Annotated in this window: 15 protein-coding genes; 8 read left to right on the forward strand and 7 right to left on the reverse strand. The window is 49.9% G+C overall.

Annotated elements, in window-relative coordinates:
- Positions 1 to 2 precede the first annotated feature (2 nt).
- Genes AM231_RS04945 through AM231_RS04955 form a run of 3 tightly spaced genes read left to right on the forward strand, consistent with a single transcriptional unit; the run spans position 3 to position 4,274 of the window.
- A complete protein-coding gene (locus tag AM231_RS04945) occupies positions 3 to 869 on the forward strand; it encodes a carbohydrate ABC transporter permease (RefSeq protein ID WP_242615071.1) in 867 nt (288 codons plus the stop codon).
- Between the two features lie 34 nt (positions 870 to 903).
- Positions 904 to 2,688: a cache domain-containing sensor histidine kinase gene (locus AM231_RS04950; RefSeq protein ID WP_054401548.1), complete on the forward strand. Its 1,785-nt coding sequence runs from the start codon at positions 904 to 906 to the stop codon at positions 2,686 to 2,688.
- Positions 2,688 to 4,274: a response regulator gene (locus tag AM231_RS04955; RefSeq protein WP_054401549.1), complete on the forward strand. Its 1,587-nt coding sequence runs from the start codon at positions 2,688 to 2,690 to the stop codon at positions 4,272 to 4,274. Before AM231_RS04950 ends, AM231_RS04955 begins: the two co-directional genes overlap by 1 nt.
- Positions 4,275 to 4,703: 429 nt before the next feature.
- On the opposite strand, the gene pdxR is transcribed toward AM231_RS04955, so the two are convergent.
- A complete protein-coding gene (pdxR, locus tag AM231_RS04960; protein ID WP_054401550.1) occupies positions 4,704 to 6,140 on the reverse strand; it encodes a MocR-like pyridoxine biosynthesis transcription factor PdxR in 1,437 nt (478 codons plus the stop codon).
- 212 nt (positions 6,141 to 6,352) lie between these two features.
- On the opposite strand from pdxR, the gene AM231_RS04965 reads away from it, so the two are divergent.
- The 4 genes from AM231_RS04965 (at position 6,353) to AM231_RS04980 (ending at position 9,197) form a co-directional block, all read left to right on the forward strand.
- Positions 6,353 to 7,243 (forward strand): alpha/beta hydrolase, encoded by an 891-nt coding sequence (locus AM231_RS04965; protein WP_054401551.1) that lies wholly within the window; start codon positions 6,353 to 6,355, stop codon positions 7,241 to 7,243.
- Between the two features lie 201 nt (positions 7,244 to 7,444).
- Positions 7,445 to 7,633: a hypothetical protein gene (locus AM231_RS04970; protein ID WP_054403536.1), complete on the forward strand. Its 189-nt coding sequence runs from the start codon at positions 7,445 to 7,447 to the stop codon at positions 7,631 to 7,633.
- A gap of 283 nt (positions 7,634 to 7,916) precedes the next feature.
- Positions 7,917 to 8,891 carry a Gfo/Idh/MocA family protein gene (locus AM231_RS04975; protein ID WP_053488936.1) on the forward strand — a complete coding sequence of 325 codons (975 nt, stop codon included), beginning with the start codon at positions 7,917 to 7,919 and terminating at the stop codon, positions 8,889 to 8,891.
- A 69-nt stretch (positions 8,892 to 8,960) separates the two neighbouring features.
- Positions 8,961 to 9,197, forward strand: coding sequence for a DUF6953 family protein (locus AM231_RS04980; protein WP_041621962.1), 237 nt, complete (start codon positions 8,961 to 8,963; stop codon positions 9,195 to 9,197).
- A 515-nt stretch (positions 9,198 to 9,712) separates the two neighbouring features.
- Here the strand turns inward: AM231_RS04980 and AM231_RS04985 are convergent.
- The 4 genes from AM231_RS04985 to AM231_RS05000 all read right to left on the reverse strand — a co-directional run bounded on the left by AM231_RS04985 (position 9,713) and on the right by AM231_RS05000 (position 16,155).
- Positions 9,713 to 12,208 carry a glycoside hydrolase family 38 N-terminal domain-containing protein gene (locus AM231_RS04985; RefSeq protein WP_054401552.1) on the reverse strand — a complete coding sequence of 832 codons (2,496 nt, stop codon included), beginning with the start codon at positions 12,206 to 12,208 and terminating at the stop codon, positions 9,713 to 9,715.
- Between the two features lie 13 nt (positions 12,209 to 12,221).
- Complete coding sequence (locus AM231_RS04990; protein ID WP_054401553.1) at positions 12,222 to 13,232, reverse strand: ROK family protein; 1,011 nt, start codon at positions 13,230 to 13,232, stop codon at positions 12,222 to 12,224.
- Positions 13,229 to 15,100 (reverse strand): class I mannose-6-phosphate isomerase, encoded by a 1,872-nt coding sequence (locus AM231_RS04995; RefSeq protein WP_054401554.1) that lies wholly within the window; start codon positions 15,098 to 15,100, stop codon positions 13,229 to 13,231. The genes AM231_RS04990 and AM231_RS04995 overlap by 4 nt, the downstream gene beginning before the upstream one ends.
- A 125-nt stretch (positions 15,101 to 15,225) precedes the next feature.
- Positions 15,226 to 16,155 (reverse strand): AraC family transcriptional regulator, encoded by a 930-nt coding sequence (locus tag AM231_RS05000; protein WP_054401555.1) that lies wholly within the window; start codon positions 16,153 to 16,155, stop codon positions 15,226 to 15,228.
- A gap of 208 nt (positions 16,156 to 16,363) precedes the next feature.
- Between AM231_RS05000 and AM231_RS05005 the strand changes: the two genes are divergently transcribed.
- The gene (locus AM231_RS05005) at positions 16,364 to 16,966 is read left to right on the forward strand and encodes a YdhK family protein (protein WP_054401556.1); all 603 of its coding nucleotides are present in this window, start codon (positions 16,364 to 16,366) and stop codon (positions 16,964 to 16,966) included.
- 72 nt (positions 16,967 to 17,038) lie between these two features.
- On the opposite strand, the gene AM231_RS05010 is transcribed toward AM231_RS05005, so the two are convergent.
- The gene (locus AM231_RS05010) at positions 17,039 to 17,947 is read right to left on the reverse strand and encodes a TIGR01777 family oxidoreductase (RefSeq protein WP_054401557.1); all 909 of its coding nucleotides are present in this window, start codon (positions 17,945 to 17,947) and stop codon (positions 17,039 to 17,041) included.
- A gap of 442 nt (positions 17,948 to 18,389) precedes the next feature.
- Positions 18,390 to 19,751, reverse strand: coding sequence for an ABC transporter substrate-binding protein (locus tag AM231_RS05015; RefSeq protein WP_054401558.1), 1,362 nt, complete (start codon positions 19,749 to 19,751; stop codon positions 18,390 to 18,392).
- Positions 19,752 to 19,827 lie beyond the last annotated feature (76 nt).

Consider the following 19,827-nt stretch of genomic DNA (forward strand, 5'->3'; position numbering starts at 1 on the left):
GAATGAAGTTGATGACGGGAAGAGAGCGGAAGCAAAAAGACAGTCCATGGATTCATATTGTGTTGATGGGCTACGTACTTATTTCCTTATATCCTTTACTGTGGGCGTTCCAGAACTCATTCAAACGCCATGTTGATATTATTTCGTATCCGTTTGCACCGATCAAAAATTTTACCATTCAGAATTATATTGATGCGTGGAATACATCGAATGTAAATGTTTATCTGGCCAACAGCTTTATCGTCAGTATCATTGCGAGCGCAGCGACGGTCGTTATGGCTGCGATGACGGCTTACGCCTTGGTCCGCATCCCGTACAAACGAATCAATCAGGCGATCATGACCGTGTTACTCTTGGCGATTATGGTTCCTGGTGCTACGATATTGGTACCATTATACGCATTCGTGCGAAACTTCGAGAACTATTTCGGATTTCAGATCTACGATACTTACTTATCATTGATTTTTCCGTATGCCACATTTGGTCTGGCGATCTCTGTCATGATCATTAAGGCATTCATGAGTGCAATGTCCAAGGAGCTTGAAGAAGCGGCGGTTATGGACGGGTTGAACATATTCGGCTTGTTCTTCCGGATCGTGTTCCCGATCTGTCTTCCCGCGCTCGTATCTGTATTTATCGTAAACTATCTGAATAATTGGAATGAGTTCATCATGGCGAATCTGCTGCTTTCTAAAGAGAGCTTGCGAACGCTTGCCGTTGGCGTAGCCGCTTTTAAAGATATGCTGAACACCAACTATGGCGGATTATTCGCTGCTACGATGTACAGCGTTATACCTGTCGTTGTCGTCTATGTGATTTTGCAGGATAAAATTATTGATGGCTTGACCGCCGGGAGTTTGAAAGGCTGATTCTTAGTGCAGCGAAAGGGGCGCGTTATATGGCATGAGCATACGCAATAAAGTACTGCTTGGTTACGTTACTCTGATCATCATCCCGATTATCGTGATTGGGGTCGTTGGTTCTGTCATGCTGCAAACCGTGCTGCAGAAAAAGTATACTGAACAGTCGCAGCTGGTCAATTCATCCGTCTCGAGAAACATTGCGACCATATTCAAAGATGCTACGGCGTCCTCGGATCAGTCTATGCTGAACAGCCGAGTTCAGGATTTTCTGAATACTTTTCCGGAAGAGCGGGATATTGCCGTTGTGCCCAGCATACTAAACCAGACATTTCTTATGTATGGCCCGCTTGATACCGTAACCCTCTACACACTTGATGGAGCAGCTTTTAGCCGTTCGAAATCGGATGCATATCCGATTTCGATGGATGAGCTGGAACAATCCGGGATAGGCTCTGAAATCAACTCCCGGCGCGGCATTTCCAAATGGCTGGCCCCTTATGAACATGGAGAGATAACAAGATCTTCACGATTTTTCACACAATTAAGAGTTATTAACGATCTTAACCGGCAGGAACCGATTGGTTATGTGAGCCTTCAATATGATTTCAAAGAACTGAACAATCTGTTCAGCTTCTACTCGAATCAAATGGACATTCCGAATCATTTTCTGCTTGTAAATTCAGAAGGACTTATCGTTTATGATAACCAGGAGCTGCTGGAGGGTTCGAACATTTATGAGAGTATGACGGGGAGGTTTGATATTGGCAGGGAGATCCGCGGCACTCCGCTGGAGTTCGCAGGCACGGAGAGTCTGCTTACGGTTCAGCCGCTGGAAATGAAGGATCTGGGAATTGAGCATCTATCCCTTGTGACGGTCATTCCAATGGAGTATGTGACCGGTGAAACCGGCTCGATTATCCGGTTAGTTGGGCTCGTGATTACGATTATTCTGCTGTTGTCTTTATTTTTTAATATCGCTTTTGTAAATCGCTACATCCGGTTTATTATTCGAATGATGAATACGATGAAGCTGATCGAGATCGGTGACCTCAGCGCAAGAGTGAAGCTGGATAACCGGGATGAAACCGGATCGCTGGCCCGAAGCTTGAATCGGCTCGCGGAGAGGGTCGGCGTGCTGATTGAGGAAGTCAAGCAAGAGCAGTCAAGAAAGAACAAGGCTGAGCTTATGCTGCTTCAAGCACAGATCAAACCGCATTTTATTATGAATACGCTCGAATCGATCAATGCTTTGAATATGCGCGGGGAGAAGGAAAAGGTAAGCCAGATGGTTTATCGCTTGGGCGAGAATTTACATCTAAGCTTTCAGGAGCAAGTGGAAATAACCCTGGAACAGGAGATCGGGTATTTACTCAATTATTTTGAAATCCAAAAAGTCAGATTTGGTCATCTGTTTGATTATGAGGTCCAAATGCCGCCTGAATTAGGCCAATATTCTATTTTGAAGTTTACCCTTCAACCCTTGGTGGAGAACAGTATTCAGCATGGTTTAGAGGATATTGAGCATAGGGGATACATTACCGTCCGGATAGAAGAACACGGGGCATGCTTACGAATATGGGTCGAGGATAACGGTACAGGCATAAGCAATGCAACACTGCAATCCTTCCACTTCCGAAAGTCTGCAACTGAGCATAATGGTCTGAAGCAGCCTGACACCCTCCGTGGAGGAGTTGGCGTCATGAATGTGGCTGATCGATTGCGTTTGCATTATGGGAAAGGATACGGCATGTTCATATGCAGTCTTGAAGGACAAGGGACAGTAATTCAATGTTTGATTCCTAAAAGAAGAGGGGACTTGCTATAATGCTTCGAGCATTGCTCATCGATGACGAACCTTTAATTGTGGAAAATCTTTCGGCGATCATACCGTGGCAGCAGCATCAATTTGAGCTCGTTGGTTCTGCTCAAAATGGTCTGATCGCTTTGGATATGGTAAAAGAGTACAATCCTGATTTGATCCTGTGTGATATCCGGATGCCGAAAATGGATGGACTGACCTTCCTTCAAAAGTTAAATGAACTTGAGATTGAGTCCTCTGTTATTATGCTGACAGGGTTTGCTGAATTTGAATATGCGAGAAAGGCGCTTCAGTTCGGAGCGAAGGATCTTCTGTTAAAGCCGATTAATTACAATGAACTTAACAAAGTCATTGCGGAGACAGGCAGCCGGATCCGTGAGATTAAGGAGGAACATACGCAGAAGGAAAAGCAATTCAAGTACATGCAGGGCATGATCTATGAAAAGATAATTACGGATATTTTATTTGAGGATACAACATCACATCTGCGGCCTGAATATTCTCATATCGATGTAAATTGGGAGGAGTCATCCTACATTTTTTTACTGGCCGACCAGGAAAGATTCGTTTCCCATGAGGAACATGGGGGGCAGCAAGAACAGCAGAAGCAAAAGGACGTCAGGAACGTGCTTCAGCAGGTCCTGTCCGGTCATTATCCGGATTATTCGGTTGTGCAAACCAGAGAGGGTGAGTGGTGCATCCTCATTCGCGGTTCGGGTCCAAGCTCAGCATTTAAAATGGATGAGGCCCTGAATATGGCACATCAATGTATTGAAAGCGTAGTGCAAGAGACGGGACTGTCTATTCGAGTGGGGTATTATCCCGATTACGTGCCGGTTGGAGAGTTAGGCCGAGTCTATAAGGGCCTTCAGAGAGAAATCCAATTATCCACTGAACAAATACAGATCGTTTCCTTCTCATCAGAACTTGAAAAGGAAGTTGCTGCCTTATCGTTTTGGGAACTTATTGAGGATATTATAGTGGCCTTGAAACGGTGTGATTCTAAAAAAGTTGCTCAGGCGCACACGATGCTTGTTCGTGAATTCAAGAGTGTGTCTTCAGCAAAGCTGGAGAAGATTCTGCATTTTCTGGTCCTTCATTTACTGCGTGAACTGAAGGAAATGAATAGAACTGATCAGGCTGAAGAACGGGCGGTTTGGGCCTGTCTGGAATCACCCTCGTCGGTGAAGGAATTGATCGCTATGCTGAACCGAATGATTAATGTCGCCGCGAAGATGAAAGTAAGTCATAAATCGAATCAAATGCTAATGGATGCGGCCAAAGATTACATTGCAAAGAACGCTTCAAGCGATCTAAGCGTTGAAGAAGTGGCTAGTTATCTGGGTTTAAGTTCCAGTCATTTCTGCGTCCTGTTTAAACAACACTTTAACGAGACTTTTGTTGAGCACCTAACAGGTATAAGAATCGAATGGGCTAAATCGATGCTTCTTAACACAGGACAGAGCATTTCGACCATTAGTAAAACTGTAGGTTACTTGGATCGAAGGTACTTTAATAAAGTATTTGCCAAGTGGGTAGGCGTGACACCGAATGAGTATCGTCTTGGGATCGAGGGTAGGATTGAGACATGAATAGAAATTAAGTTGATGTCATTATTCATTGCATGTATCGGATATGTCAAAATACGATGTGGTATTAATGAGATTCCAAGTTTTTAGGATATACAGAATTTATTAAATAGGAAATGAATCGTCTCTGCAATTACTGGGCAATCTGCCATGACAAGCATGAGGTATAGGGTGCCGGGTGAGAACGCCGTTAATATATATGGATAAAATTATATTACGATAGATGAGGCAAGCATTGGTTTATGTATGGGGAGTACCGTTAGAAGAAGTTTGGTTGAACCCTACTCGAGCAGCCGTCAACAGCAGCTCAAGACCCTATTATGTACCAATGATTTTGGATCGAATTGAGTGTGCTGCTGATGGACTGCTGTGAGTGTAAATTGTTGTGGAGGTTGGTATCGCTTATGACTGGTACAGACTTCTTTTACCGACCTATTTAATTGTAGCGCCCAGCGCTTGAGCGAATTTGGATATTCCGATTGGAATATCCTCGGCTCTTGCACGAGCAAATGTGAATCGCACATACCCCGTTGTTGAACCGTATACGCTTCCCGGTGCAACAATGACACCGTTCTGAATGGAAGCCTCCAGCAGCTTGCTGTCGTTAACCTCGGGTACGATTCGGCACCAGAGATGATGGCCGCCTTCAGGCACATGGAATTCGACGAGATCCTGCAGCTCTTTCCGAAGAGCCTCAATCAGCAAATCTCGTTTGTACAGCAGGTTCATCCTCAGCCTATCGAGGTGAGGCGCAAAATAGGAAGAGGCAAGAAACTGTCCGGCCAGACTTTGCGGAACCACACTCAATCCGAAATCCATCTGCTGCCTGGCATCTGCGAGCCGCTCTACCACAGAATTCGGGGCAACCATCCAGCCTACACGAAGGCCGGAAGCAGCCATTTTCGAGAAAGATCCAATGTACAGCACAGATCCCAGCGTATCTGCAGATTTTAAGGGGGCAGGTGGCTCACATTGGTAGGCTGTTAAACTGTAGGGATCATCCTCTACGATCGGAAGCCCCAGTTCACTTGCCGTATTCAGCAGTTGGGCTCTCCTCTCCTGATCCATGAGCGTACCTGTCGGGTTCTGGAAATTTGGATTAATGAAGATCATCTTGATCCGGTGTTTCTTGTACAGGGAGCGGATATCTTCCGGCTGAACTCCACGTTCATCGACAGGAAGCCTGAACAATCGAAGACCGGCAGATTGAAACATCGGCAGTGAATAACAATAAGAAGGATCTTCGATTGCCACGGCATCACCTGGTGACAGCAGGCATTGCGTAATAAGATATAACGATTGCTGGGATCCTGACGTGATCAGAATAGACGACTCCGTTGTATGGATTCCGCGATACTGTGCGAGATATCGAACCAACGCCTGTCTAAGGGGACCATATCCTTGCGGATTGACATATCCGAAGTAAGTCATACTGGGGTTCTGGCTCATCAAAGCATTCATTTCCTGGACAGGCACCAAATCACTGGCTAGCTCTCCACTGGCAAAATCAATGAGGTTGGGGTCCTGTGCCAAGGCTTCCCGAATCCGTCTTAGAAAAGGGGGGTTCGGCAGGAAGCTGCCTCCTTTCGCATACCGGTGCCAATTCGGCGTGTGCTTTGGCGTAGCTCCCCACTTGGAGCTGCTAACTCGTGTGCCGCTTCCGGAGCGGCTCTCTATAATGCCAAGTGCCCGAAGTTCCGAATAAGCCAGAACCACCGTGCTTCGATTAACTCCTAACTGCTCCGCCAGCTTTCGTTCGGATGGGAGCAGGCTGCCTGGCGGAAACTCACCGTAAGATATTCTTTGTTCCAGATCATTAGCAATTTGCTGATATAGTGGATCTGTGCTGTTGCGATCCGGTTTCCACACCTTCTTCATCCTTTCGTAGCCTATTCATTCAGGGTTGTATTTCGTCTATTATCTTAATCATATCATTTTGAGTTGCTTTAGGCTTTTCATATTTTTATTTCCCCTATCTGTATCAATTGCCACAGTGAGAATACGACAATACGTGCTATATTGAACTCGGACACGCTAACTTATTCATTCATTTATAACGTCCGACAAAGGGGAGAATACCTATGCCGAGCAAAGAGAGTTTGGCTATTAAAGAGCTGTTGACCGCTGAGGAGTTCCACCAAAAATGGGAAAGTCTTCAAACGATCAGGCAATATATCGAGACACTGCCTCCTTACCCAGCGCTTTCGGAGGAACAGGAAGGATTTGAAACCCGCTGCTTTCAGAGCGGCTCGGGCTTGCGTATGAATTACTATATCTCGTATGGCGCGATAGAAAAGGGAACCGTCATATATTTGCACGGCGGAGCCTACATCGAAGAGATTCTTCCGCCGCATTTCGCCTTTGCCAAACAATGGACGAAGCAAACCGGACAAACGGTAATCCTGCCTAATTATCCCACCGTGCCAGCCACAGATGCGAAGGATCTGACAGGTCTGATGCGTGAATTTTACAAGTTCGTATGCCCTCAGGCACGGGGACCGGTATTTCTGATGGGCGATTCAGCCGGTGGTGCGCTGGCTCTCGATATGGCCCAGTCGGTCAAGGGAACACCGCAGCAGCCAAAGCGCTTGATTCTCCTCTCGCCCTGGGTGGATGTAGCTACAAATAATCCGGTTATTAGCGAGCTCGGGATACCGCAGCGCGACGTCTTTCTGCAGCCAGCCGGGCTCAGTGAGGTTGGTAAAATGTATGCAGGCAGCCTTCCGATGGACGATCCTGCGGTCAGCCCCTTATTTGGCGAAATGAAGAACCTGCCCCGTACGGTCATTCTCATTGGAACCGATGATTGTCTGCTGCCGGACGCCCGTTTGCTGCGCGATAAGTTGATCAGCGAAGGCGTCGACACCGAGTATTGGGAGTGCGAAAACATGATGCATGTGTGGCCTCTTTTTCCGATGCCTGAAGCCGAAGACGCCTTGAAGCGGCTGCATCAATGGATAACGCGTGATTAGATGTGCAACAATTGGATGGTGGTGAAGCAGCCAATTGGATGGTCTCAACAACCGCTCAATTGGATGGTGTGCATTGGCAGATTGTTCATTATAATGAGGCAGAAATAACAAATTCATGATAAGTATGGATTGATCCTGAAGCCTCAGGTTCTATAATAGAATATATAATGAATAATCGAATGGGGTTGTTTGTGGTTGGTTATGTATATTATCGTCATCGCATTAGCATTGATTGGAGGGGTCTCTACGCTTCTCGTAGGATTATCCCAGGAGAATAAGAAGGCAAACCCGAATTATGAGCGGAAAACGAAAACCAATCTCACGAAGCTGCTTGTCATTTACTTGGTTTCTTTAATTGCGTTTGTTGTCATATGGATGATGTTTAAATAACGACAAGGGCTGCTTCCCGGCAGAATGACCGGTAAGCAGCCCTATTTATTATGAATAAGGTGGCTTATGATTGGAACGATAAGCCGGTATGGTGTATTCTGGAGTCACCAGTTCGTTCGTTGGATAATGAGATCATACTGGAAGCTGATGAGAATGGGTTCGTGGAGATTATACGTTTATGTATCTATGTATCTATGTATCTATGTATCTATGTATCTATGTATCTATGACAGAAACTGTTAACTACAGCTTCTCTAATTGGAGGGGAGGTTCTTAAGAGCACATGACATTACGAATCGGAATCATAGGCACAGGCTGGTTTAGCAAAGTCCATGCAGACTTACTATCCAGCATGGACGGAGTGCAGATTGCGGCCTTTGTTGGAACCAGTCAGGAGAAAGCGGAGCAAGCGGTTCAGGGATATGGCGCCGCCAGGGCATATAGCAATGTGGAGCAGATGCTGGATGAAACCAAGCCTGATGCGGTCTATGTCTGTGTTCCACCATTTGCGCATGGGGAAATTGAATCTCAGCTTGTGCAAAGAGGTATTCCTTTTTTGGTAGAGAAACCGCTAGGCACGAATCTGGACAAACCAAGGCAGATTATGCTTGAGATCAAGAAGTCCGGTTTAATAACATCGGCCGGGTATCATTTTCGTTATACGGATGCAGCCATCAAGGCAGCCGAGATATTAGAAGGCCGGAGGATTGGAATGGCACTTGGCTACTGGATGGGAGACATGCCGCAAGTGTACTGGTGGAGGCAGCAGGCAGGCTCCGGTGGACAATTTATTGAGCAGACAACCCATATAGTCGACTTGCTTCGCTGCCTGCTGGGTGAAGTGGATGAGGTGTATGCGGCTTTTGCTCATAGAGCCATGAAGGACCTGCATGAAGGCGTGACGGTACATGATGTGGGTACTGCTACGTTGAAGTTAAAGAGCGGTGCAGTGGCAACAATCTCCAATACCTGCCTATTGCCGGAAGCGGAGAAGATAGGACTTGCCATCTATACGGAGCAGGGAGTCATTGAGATTCATTCCGATAAACTCCTGGTGAAGGAGAAAGGAAAGACAACGGAATACCGAAATACCACTAATCCTTATCTTCGAGAGAATGAAGCTTTCATCCATGCAGTTCGTACAGGCGACGCCTCGGGAATCTTATCTACCTATGAGGATGCTTACAAAACGCTGGAAATTACCTGCGCCGCTTTACAATCAGCCGAAACGGGTGTGCCTGTGAAGATTGGGGAATAATAGGGCCTTAGTGTATTAAATTAAGAACCAGTTATCGTGGGTGCTTGAACAGAAGGGACAGATGTAAATATGACATATACAGCACAGCAGGTGGCCGAATGGATGGTGGAGGAAATCCGCTTTACAGGTAATCTGTATCAGACGGAGGCTATTCGCTATGTACGTGAGAACTTTGGCGAAGAGTTTGTTTTCGTTAACGAGAATGGAAATGCTTCGCTGTCCAAGGACGTGAAAAAAGCATTCCGCAAACTGCATGGCGGGCGGATTGCCTGGGATCGTGATGGATTCATGTGGGCTTGGACGTAATCCCGCCATAACCGAATAATCAAAAGACAGGAGAGGCCGGATCGACAGGCCGCCTCCTTATATCAATGAGAACGAGGGTGTCCCAAAAGATCTTAGATCTGGCGGGATGCCCTCTTTTTCTGTTAGGAGACGCTCCATGTACGAATCGTTCCTCCCATCGCTGTTGCCCCCAAATTTCTTGGAACGGTTCTAAACAAGGATGAAATTCGGGGACAAAGGCAACCGCTCACGCTTGTCCGGAATCGTTTCGTCCTCTCCGCTATGTTGTGCAGATTCCCAACTTTAATTAGACATACGAAAAGAAATCGTCTCTTGGTAAAATGGAAGTGTTACTCATCATTTATGCCTACTCACGACGGATCTATTCCTCTCGAACTGAAAAGCAAGAAATGGCGGCGCAAGGATAATATCCTGAGCACCGCCATTTCTTCATTTGACACATTTTTTAATCTGACGAACCATCCGTCAAGTGAGCAACCCTACTTATTTATGGGGCAGCTGTTTTGTATATTGACTTATTTGATCCGATGGACCGTGAATTGTCCGGTTGAAGCGTGTAGCGTCATCGCCGTTTGCTGGGAGTCCAGCTGGCGATGGCGTTCTACCGCATAGCGGAATTCATAGAAGCCGCCGAGCGTAGCCTTGAAATTAGTCTCCCAATAGTTCGTCAATATCCAGGCATACGTGGAGGGACGGCTGTCCGGCGGCTGCATGGTGTGAAGCTGGCGCGGCCCGTGCTCCAGCGTTCCGAGCTGGACGAGCGGCGTGTCAGTCATGGACAGGGTCAGCGCTTCGCGGTCTTTAGCCAAGTGCCAGAATATTCCCTCCTGCACGCTGGTGTAATCGAGGCAGCTTCCGGGAATCTGATCCTTCCAAGGCCGGATATGGCATCCGGCTTTTTCGGCGTATAACTCGGCTTCCGTACCCAGCGAGAACGGCAGTGCCACATAGACATTTTCCGGCAGCCAAACGCTGTCCTTGTGGAAGCGGACGGACACCTCGACACGAGACTTGTTCGCAAACATTTTGATGTGGAGAGCATAGTAGCTGAGTCCCATCACGTCGAACACCAGCTCGACCAGGGCAAACAGCGGTCCGTTGTCCAGCACGGTCGCGCGGGTTAAGCGCCCGGCATCCCGCTGGACGTTGGTGCCCTTCCGGTTGCGTCCCATGCGGCGGCGGGTCGAGCATATTTCGGATGGATTATGCTCATCCTGTGCCGGCGTCACCTCGTAGACAGGAGTGAATGCCCCGTGCTCGCGTTTGCCGTCCAGCAGGTCCGCCGAGCGTGTCTTATCGATCCAGGCCGTAATGCCTTTGTTCATTTCCCATTCGATCCGGAAAAAGTCGGATTCGAGCGAACTCTTGCCCACCACGATCGGATAGGGCGTCAAGGGCTGGGTCCAAATGTCGGCAATGCCTTCGCATGCGATCGGTTCAGTATTCCGCGCGGTCGCCATGTTCCCGGAAGCAGAGAATGCATCTGGCGTTTCGTGCGGATGGATGTACAGGATCCGGGACTCATCCGGTTCAAGTGAGAGCTGCGTGACAAGCGCCCCCGTATGTGTCAATTGGTACGGAAGCCGCTGCCCGGTCGATTCGTCGATGAGCTCGAACGTTTTCTTCAAAATCACGTGTTCCCAGCCATCCAGCGGTATGGCAACCTGCAGCGTCGCCGCGGCCGGTTCCGTGTTGATCACCTCGTAGCGCAAGGGACGATGGGGGGCAAGCAGCGCGCCATGACGGGCCGCGAGCGCTTGGTCCAGTGCCCGGTAGGCCAGCTTGCTGGCTTCGGCCGCATAGGCTTGCTTCCGCACCTCCAGCATCTGCACCTGCGGATGCCAAGGCTCATACACGGAGGAATGGTAGCCCCAGGTATGCTCGGCGTACATGGTCAGCGCCTGCGAGGCCTCCTCGATCTCGGCGAGGCTTGCCGCAACATGGCCCGGATCGAGACGCTTGACTTTGCGAAGCGTGCGCTGGGCATCCCGGTAAATCTGGGTATGCATCGCCGTGGAGGCGACCCCATCGGTCCACCAGTCCGGCCAATCCCCGCGGTGCACCGGGAGCGAGGACAGGTCTTCCAACTTCAATGCCGCGAAAAATTCGGAGAGCGTGGCCATTTTTATCGTGATTTGGTCGCCGTATTGTTTATTCCACGCGCTTATCCACTCTGCGATATCGGCATTCGGGGACGCATTGTCCGTGCCCAGGCCGGAGACCATGACGGGAACGAAGGAATACGGGTAGGACTCCTGCTCGAGATTCCATAAATACCGGTTAATCCGCAGGGCAGCAATGTCGTTATGCCGCTCCTGGGGCTCCATCAGATTATGCTGAAGCTCATCCTTGATGATGTATTTGCCAAGTGCGTCAGGGCAGAACCCGAGCTCGTTGCCGAACATGTAATGCTCGCCGTTCCATACGAGCAGCCTGCCGCCGTTTTGGCTTTCCCACCAGAAAGGGGTTTGTTTGCGGCCCAGCGGATACATGCCGTGGTGTGTATGGATGCAGGAAAACAGATGCTCGATGTTGTTTTGCAGCAGGCTTTCCGCATAACCCCAGCTGTACCCATTGATGTCGGCGGTCATGGCGCTGTCGATCCGATGTCCGAAAGTCTCCGCATATCTTTGTGCCTTGCCGTGATTGCGCAGAAGGAGGTCGAAGTCCGGAAGCTCCGTCATGTTGAGATAGGTTCCGGACAATTCGATATCACCGCGGATTACCGCTTGCTGAAAAGCCTCTTTTTCTTCCGTTGTGGCCGATTCGAGGAATTTCTCAACCGCCCAGAAGGTTTCGCAAGTCCAGCGGAACGATTCCCATTCCGGACGCTCCCTGCGGTGTGCGGCATCCGCAATGCCCAGAGCCTGGCGGATAAAATCGACATGGTACTGCTCGATCCGCTCCTGGCGCTCGGTGTAACCGATATCCGTGTGAGAATGATGGATGGTATAGATCGTCCAGGGACGGGCGGGTCTATGGCTTCCTTGGAGTGATATGTTCTTGTTCATATGATAGGACCTCCTAATGATAATATGGAGCGGATCGTTCACTTGCCGTATCGTCAAACAGCTTCTCAATGCCGTAAAACACAGCGGCCGTCCCGTCCTTAAGACAGTCAATTGGAACGGTGTGCGTACCCAAGGCCAGCTGCATATCCCTTTCCCATAAGGGAAGGCTGCCCGAGATTTGTCCGCCCAGCACCAGGCGGTCCGGCCGGAATCCGGATAGGTAGGGCCGCAGCATTTCTCCCAGATTGCTGCCGTATTCCCGGAATAAATCGCGGGCCTGCCCATTACCTTGGGTTGCCGCTTCAGCCAGATCGGCTACGTCGATTCCGTCCGTCAGAAGTCCTCGCTCCGAGGCCATCCTCAGAATGCCTCTTCTCCCAAAATAGCTGTCCACGATGTGGTCCCGGTAAGGCTCCGCATACAGCATGCCGCTGCCAGGGATACCGTCCTTGCCGGCTGCGATCCGGCCATTCTCCACAAAGGCAGAGCCGAGGCCCGTACCGAGCGTTAGGCATAGGAGACGTTCCGTCGGGAACCGGATGGAGGCGCCTAGCCCGAACATGAAGGCGTCGTTTCCGAACCGGATATCGGCAGCGGTCAAACGATTCATCATGGCACCCGGAAAGGATGGCTTGAGGCTCTGAAACCTCGAACGGAGCAGATCCCGAGCGGGCAGCTTGTACAGCCCTTCATATTTGCCGATGCCTTGAAGAAGGGCAACGCCTTTTGCATAATCGAAGGGCCCCGGAAAGGCAAAGCCGATCCGGATCGAATCGCGATAGTCCACCGGCCGGAAGGACGAGGCGTAAAAGCGTAACAAATCATGGCAGGCGCCGGCGAAGCTGGCGATCGCTTCCTCCGCCGTTCCTTGCGATACCGAAGGCCGGATGAAGAACGAGCCGGGGACAAGCTGCCCGCTCACGAACAGCGCTCCCTTCAAAGCGGTTCCCCCGGCATCAAGCGTTATGGTGATGGGGGCAGGGGGAGACGGGCTTCCCGGATCGTCCCAATCAGGGCGGTTCATGAAAACGCTCCGCTTGCCGCTCTCCGGGAAGGCGGAAGTAGCGGGAGATTCCATTCCGGATTGACCCTGGCCGCAATCAATGTGCATGGGGACCCGGACAGGTTCTCCAAACGGTATTCGCCTATACATGCCGGAACGATGTAGGATTCCGCATAGCCCCATTCAACGGCCCTACCCTCGTCCGCTGCCGGTACAAGGCGGACGAGGTCGCCTTCCACGAGATTGTACATAACGAACTCTCCTTGGGTATCCGCTTTCCACGTATCCTGCAAATTCAGCCTGCTGACCTGGAACAGAAGATCTTCCCGTTGTCCCATCAGTTCCTCCGTGCTGCCGCCTTGACGGCTTACGACGGATGGCCTGGCGATAAGTCCGTCCTCTACCGCCGGCGTATTCATGGCGTCATTGATATTGTGGCGCGCATGCTCAGGGTTCATCGGGCGTGGCTTGCCATCGGCGTCCAGCCGCAGATAATCGTAAATCTTGAACGTAAACCACCAGGTGGTCGAGGAGATTTCCAGTACGAGATTATCCCTGCCTGAGCAGTGGACCGTACCCGGTGGAATAAGGAAGAGATCCCCTGTTTGCGAGTGGTACTCGTTAACGTAGTCGGAGAGCTCAAGCGGCTCTTCCTGAAGATGGGCATTCTCGACGGCTTCGAGGAGCCGTCCGCCGGTAACCCCTTCCTTCAGTCCCAAATACACCTTGGCTCCCGGGACATTGCGCATGATGTAGTACGACTCTTGCTGTGTCATATGTTCATTGAACTGCGCCTCCGCATATTCCTGCAGCGGATGTACCTGAAGCGACAGCTCGCCGCCCTGCATCGTATCCAGATAGTCAAACCGGATCGGAAAATAATCGCCGAACAGCTCGAAATTACGCGTTCCCATAATTTCCTGGGGGGCTGCCTCCATCAACAAAGTGAATGGAACCTCGAAGGTGACATTCTGCACGTGCAGCAGCAGCGTGTTCTCGGGAGCGATGGGTTCAAAGCTCCAGGCGCAATTCGGCCATTCTTCGGGAAGGCCGCACAATTCCTTAAGGTATTGGCCGCCCCATATCCCCGGGGCAAAAAACGGCTTGACCCGAAACGGCTGCCGAGCCGCTTGATGCAGCACGGTTGCCAATTTCGCTGCAGGCAGCCACACGGGAGCTTCCGGACGATTTAAATCCATATAGTACGCTTGGTTGACCGAGTGCTGGAGATGATGGTCCAGCCAGTCCCGGCGGTAAGTCTCCCAGACGGGCCATTCGAGAAACAGACAGTTCTTGTAGGTCTCAACCTTATCGCTCGAGATGCCGAGGCCGAAGCTGCCCATAAACTCGTCATGGCGCCGCTGCTGGTTTTCGCGGGAGTAATCGGCGTAGAAGCGAAGATCGGAAGTTCTGCCTTCCAGCAGCGAGGCACCCGGGCCGTGCAGCACGTGAATGCCATACATCGCGTCAATTTGAAGCGCGCTTTTTTGCAAGGCAGCCTTGGCGTCCGGCTGAAAATATTGAATGGGACGGACATCCGAGGCTTTATAGCCGAATGCCCGGTTATCGGTGAGGTAAGGAGCCATCTCGGCCCGGAGCTCGGCTTCGGGTTTTACGTAATGGGACGTCGAATCGCTAGAGAAGGCGATGCCCTCTTGTTCGCAGGCTTGCTGAAGCTTGATCAGCAGTTTATCGAAATCGGCACCGTGCGTTCCGTCAAGCGTAATGTAGACGCCGCGATTCTCGGGGGGATGAAGTTGCGATTTTTGGTTATGGGTCGATATGATGAGCGAGCACCAGGCGTCGATCCCCTGATTCATGAATGAGGACTCGTGGCGAAAATCCACAGGATTGATCGGGTGTGATTGAAAGGCAGTTGCAGGTTTCATGGATTGGATGTATCCTCCCTTCCGAAAATGTCTGTTACGACTTCATTGTAGAAGGCAAGGGAGGATACGTCTTTATAAAAAGAGGAAGTGTTTTTGTACGATCAGGACATCAGCGACTCTTGGTGCTAAACCTCGGAGTCGTAGCGTCCTTCCGAAAACTGCGAGCGCCTGAAGCGGGCTGGGGTTACGCCAAGCTTGGAGGTAAATACCCTGGTGAAGTAATGCACGGACTCGAATCCGCAGCAGACGGCAATTTCTTTAATCTGCCGATCCGTATGGAGCAGCATATGCTTTGCCTGCTGTACGCGCTGCTCCTGTACATAATGAACAAAGGATTGATGGCCGTATTTGCGAAACAACCGGGTTAAATGACGGGTCGTGATGTGGAGATGTCCCGCCACACGCTCCAGTGAGAGCGGTTCGTTGAGGTTGTCCTTGATAAACAGTTCGGCCTGATGAAACATAGAGGTTCCCTCATCGTTTGCTTCTTCACCGGAAGGCTCATGATGGAAGCCCGGGCCATGGACGGCCAGAAAGGATAATATCAGTGACGCGGCCAAACTGTTCAGCATTTGCGGCGGGGGCTGATTACCGGAACCCGTATGAAACAGTGATAACAGCGAAAGCCATAATAATCCGGACGCCTGCCGGGCACCTTCTGTAACTACCGGAATGCCTTGTTTGGCCAACAACCGGAACGCGCCCGCATAAAACTCGCTGCTTGCCGTTTCCTCCGGTTCAAAGGAGACATAGCATAAGGCCAAGCCGTCCTTGCTTCGTATTTGATGCTGGATGCCCGGCCGCGATAGAAAAAGCGTGCCCGGATGGAGGTGGAACTCCGTCTCGCCTTCGATATAGGTTCCGTTGCCTGTTAACACATAGCATGCTTCAAAAAAAGAATGCTTGTGTTCTGTATTGTCGTAGTGGCGCGGCATGAATCCCCAATAATGGATCCGGATGCTCAGCTCCGGTTGTTCTATACGGCTCAAGGTTCGGTTTAATATGGAATTGACCCGCTTGAATAGCGGGATGAAAGCATCGTCATCGATTTGCATGGGAGAGGGTTCTCCTTCTTGAATAGTGCAGTGAGATCTGCCTTTAAAATAGGTTGAGTCATCTTAGAATATCACTCTATTTTATATCACAAGAATTGAGATAAAGAAAAAATGGGTATAGTGATGTTATGCATAGACAGCTACATTAGTTCTTCATAAGTAGTTGCTATGATATCTACATTCCGTACATGAAGGAGGAGTTTATTATATGTCAGCAAAAAAAAGATGGAGGCCGCTCATTCTGGTTGTATTAGCCAGTATCATCCTCGTACTGGGTGCCTGCGGGAAGACGAAAGACGCAAATCCGGCGGATAACGCTAATCAATCGGAAACCACAGAGAACACCGGAGGTATGGATGGCATGGATCATGGCAGCATGAACCATAATGGCTCAGGCGAGGTTCCGGAAGGATTAAAGACGGCCGAGAATCCAACCTATGCGGTCGGTACCCAAGCGATTATTGAATCTGACCATATGCCTGGAATGAAGGGAGCCACAGCAACGATTGTGGGAGCGTACAATACGACGGTATACTCCATATCCTATACACCAACCAATGGAGGACCTGAAGTAAAAGATCATAAATGGGTCATTCACGAAGAGCTAAAGGATGCGGGGAAGGAACCTTTGCAACCCGGTGCTGAAGCTGTTGTCAATGCGGATCATATGGAAGGGATGAAGGGGGCTACAGCCGTAATTGACTCTGCCGAGCAAACGACGGTCTATATGGTGGATTATACATCGACGACAGGCGAAGAAGTCAAGAACCACAAATGGGTGACAGAGAGTGAACTATCTCCGGCCAAATAGAGTTCATCGAATATAACAATCGCTCTCTTGAGATCAGGAGAGCGATTGTTTTTTATGCTCAAGGAGGATATTTCAGCTCTCTTTAATCTGTTGCAAAGCGGCCGTCACTTCAGGATATTGAAATACGAACCCGTGACGTAATGCTTTTGCAGGAAGGATACGTTGACCTTTCAACAGAATGAGCGACATTTCGCCCAGGATCGCTTGGAGCATAAAAGCAGGCAGAGGGAGCCAGTGCGGGCGTCCATAGACCTTGGCGATGCTCCTGCCGAACTCGTCGTTTGTGACCGCATTCGGGGAAGCTGCATTCACAATTCCCGAAATGTCTTCATGCCGGATACAATAATCAATCAAACTCACCATATCGTCGATATGTATCCAGGAGAGCCACTGCTTGCCAGTGCCGATCCTGCCGCCAACGCCTAATTTATAGGGCAGCAGCATTTTGGGAAGTGCCCCGCCTTGATCGCCAAGAACAACGCTGATGCGCAGCTTGATTAACCGGTCCACTTGTAGATGATCAGCCGCTTGTTCCCATCGCTGCACCACCTCGGAAGGGAAATCCATGATCGTCGCGGGACTGTCTTCATCAAATGTCTCAGACTCGGATGTGCCGTAAATCGCCATTGCTGAAGCCTGAATAATGACCGAAGGTTTATGTTTAAGGCGGTGCATCAGTTCTGCTAAAGAGGACACGGTTTGTTCCCGGGACTTGAGAATCCTCTTCTTGCCTTCAGGTGTCCAGCGCTGGCTAAGGGAAGAGCCTGCAAGGTTAACGAGAGCATCCAATTGCTCAAACTGCTCAGGTTGGGATTCCATTTGGTCCCAGGTCAAGTAGGATACTTGCCCGGCCTGCTCCTGATGAGTAGGCGTATCTGGTTTGGATCTGGTGACGATAATCACGTCATGTCCATCGCGCTGCCAGCGCGAGGTCAAGGCTTGGCCGATGAAACCGGTACCTCCGCAGATGGCTATTCTCATATTCTCATTCAACCTCCTAAATTTATGTTCTATCCGATAGGCCATTAGTTGTTGTTGAAGATAATACCATTCCTGTTACCCCATTATACAAGAAATACGGCATGAGTCCGTTAAAAGACCCAGCTAAACTTATATGTGTTCTAAATGGATTGCTGCCCCGACCAATGATGCTTGAATAAGCCTTGAGGAGGAAGATGAGAAACGAACAATAGTTTCGGCCATTTTTCCCCGAAAGTAGTAGTTCCCGTCAAATCACAGCAAAGCTGCAACTAAAAAAACACCCTGATTGGGTGCTTTTTTAGGGACACGTTAGAGGCGTCCGCGAAACAGCATTCAGGGTGTTTATTCTTACAATCCATTCATGATGCGCGGAAGTACAATCATTAGGCATGATCATGTTTTGCATTGTAAGTATAGGAGGGTTACATATACCGGGGAATGTTTATTTTACCGTTTTATTATAGGTCTCGATCTTGGAACTGATTTCTTGAGCGGCTTTGTCCAGTGCTTCTTGCGGTGTTTTCTGTCCGTTCAGCACTTCTTCAATGGCCGTTTCCGTCAGCTGGCGGGCCTCAGGGAACACGCCCATGACAGCGCCTTGTGTTGCCAGGTTGGCCTTCGTTTGATGCAGTTGATCTACGGCCGTCTGGAATTGCGGATATTTCTCCAGGTTTTCTTTCACCAGGGGCTCGTCGTAAGCTTTGGTCGTTACGGGGAAATAACCCGTGTTAACATGCCAGTAGGCTTGCGTTTGCGGCTCGGCCAGATACTTCATGAATTCCCAAGCGGCCTGCTGCTCTTCTTCCGACTTGTTGTTCATCATCCACAGGCTTGCTCCGCCGATGATCACGCCGCCTTCGCCGCCGTCAGCCGGTTTGGGCAGGAAAGCCGTACCGACCTCGAATTTGCCTTCCGCAGCGCTGACGATTCCGCGAAGCGAAGCTGTAGAGTCCAGCGTCATGGCGATTTGACCCGCCGCAAAGGCTTTTTTGGTATCGTCTGTTTTACGTCCCAGGTTCAGCAGCACCTTATCATCCAGCATCTTTTTCCACCATTCCAGCGTCTTCACAGCAGCGGCATTGTTGACTTGCGAAGCGGTTGCCGGGGAATTACGGCCGTTACCGTTGTTCAAGAGCTCCGCGCCTTGGTTGGCGAGGAATTGCTCCATGAACCAGCCGTAAATTGCGAAGGATGCGCCGGTCTGGCCGCCTTTTGTCAATGCTTTAGCAGCTTCTGCAACCTCTTCGTAGGTTTTTGGAGGATTTTCCGGATCCAGTCCCGCCGCTTTAAAGGCATCTTTGTTGTAGTAAAGGATCGGGTTGGAAGAGTTAAACGGCATCGAATGCAGTTTGCCGTCAAAGGTATAGTAATTTTTGATGTTGGGTTCCAATGAGGAAATATCGTATGCTTCAGCATCCATGAAGTCCTGCACCGGACGGATCGCTTTGGTATCCATCATGAAGCGACTGCCGATCTCGTATACCTGAATCATGGTCGGACCACTCTTGGATCCCAAAGATGCCTTCAGCTTGTTCAAGCTCTCATCATACGTTCCTTGAAATACGCCTTCAACCTGAATATCCTGGTGGGTCGCATTAAAATCGGAGATCAGCTTGTCCGCGACGGTCCCGAGCTCTCCGCTCATGGAATGCCACCATACAACCTTGACAGGATCTTGGGCTGGCTTGCTGCCTGCGGCAACGGTCGTTTCTCCAGCGGCTGGCGTATTGCTGCAAGCGGCGCTGATCAGCATGAAGCAGGAAAGCAGAAGCAGCGCGAAGGACCTTTTACCAAAACGTTTCATGATCGGTTAATCTCTCCCTTTTTGAAAATAAAGTATGGTTTAATCTATCAGAAATTGCGGAGGCCCGTTTCTTATC

The sequence above is a fragment of the Paenibacillus solani genome, from assembly GCF_001277345.1.
GTDB lineage: Bacteria > Bacillota > Bacilli > Paenibacillales > Paenibacillaceae > Paenibacillus_AQ > Paenibacillus_AQ solani.

What these genes read in the sequence shown, in the direction of transcription:
- AM231_RS04945 (WP_242615071.1), top strand. Translation starts at nt 3, where the DNA reads ATGAAGTTGATGACGGGAAGAGAGCGGAAGCAAAAAGACAGTCCATGG.
- AM231_RS04950 (WP_054401548.1), top strand. Translation starts at nt 904, where the DNA reads ATGAGCATACGCAATAAAGTACTGCTTGGTTACGTTACTCTGATCATC.
- AM231_RS04955 (WP_054401549.1), top strand. Translation starts at nt 2,688, where the DNA reads ATGCTTCGAGCATTGCTCATCGATGACGAACCTTTAATTGTGGAAAAT.
- AM231_RS04965 (WP_054401551.1), top strand. Translation starts at nt 6,353, where the DNA reads ATGCCGAGCAAAGAGAGTTTGGCTATTAAAGAGCTGTTGACCGCTGAG.
- AM231_RS04970 (WP_054403536.1), top strand. Translation starts at nt 7,445, where the DNA reads ATGTATATTATCGTCATCGCATTAGCATTGATTGGAGGGGTCTCTACG.
- AM231_RS04975 (WP_053488936.1), top strand. Translation starts at nt 7,917, where the DNA reads ATGACATTACGAATCGGAATCATAGGCACAGGCTGGTTTAGCAAAGTC.
- AM231_RS04980 (WP_041621962.1), top strand. Translation starts at nt 8,961, where the DNA reads ATGACATATACAGCACAGCAGGTGGCCGAATGGATGGTGGAGGAAATC.
- AM231_RS04985 (WP_054401552.1), bottom strand. Translation starts at nt 12,208, where the DNA reads ATGAACAAGAACATATCACTCCAAGGAAGCCATAGACCCGCCCGTCCC.
- AM231_RS04990 (WP_054401553.1), bottom strand. Translation starts at nt 13,232, where the DNA reads ATGAACCGCCCTGATTGGGACGATCCGGGAAGCCCGTCTCCCCCTGCC.
- AM231_RS04995 (WP_054401554.1), bottom strand. Translation starts at nt 15,100, where the DNA reads ATGAAACCTGCAACTGCCTTTCAATCACACCCGATCAATCCTGTGGAT.
- AM231_RS05000 (WP_054401555.1), bottom strand. Translation starts at nt 16,155, where the DNA reads ATGCAAATCGATGACGATGCTTTCATCCCGCTATTCAAGCGGGTCAAT.
- AM231_RS05005 (WP_054401556.1), top strand. Translation starts at nt 16,364, where the DNA reads ATGTCAGCAAAAAAAAGATGGAGGCCGCTCATTCTGGTTGTATTAGCC.
- AM231_RS05010 (WP_054401557.1), bottom strand. Translation starts at nt 17,947, where the DNA reads ATGAGAATAGCCATCTGCGGAGGTACCGGTTTCATCGGCCAAGCCTTG.
- AM231_RS05015 (WP_054401558.1), bottom strand. Translation starts at nt 19,751, where the DNA reads ATGAAACGTTTTGGTAAAAGGTCCTTCGCGCTGCTTCTGCTTTCCTGC.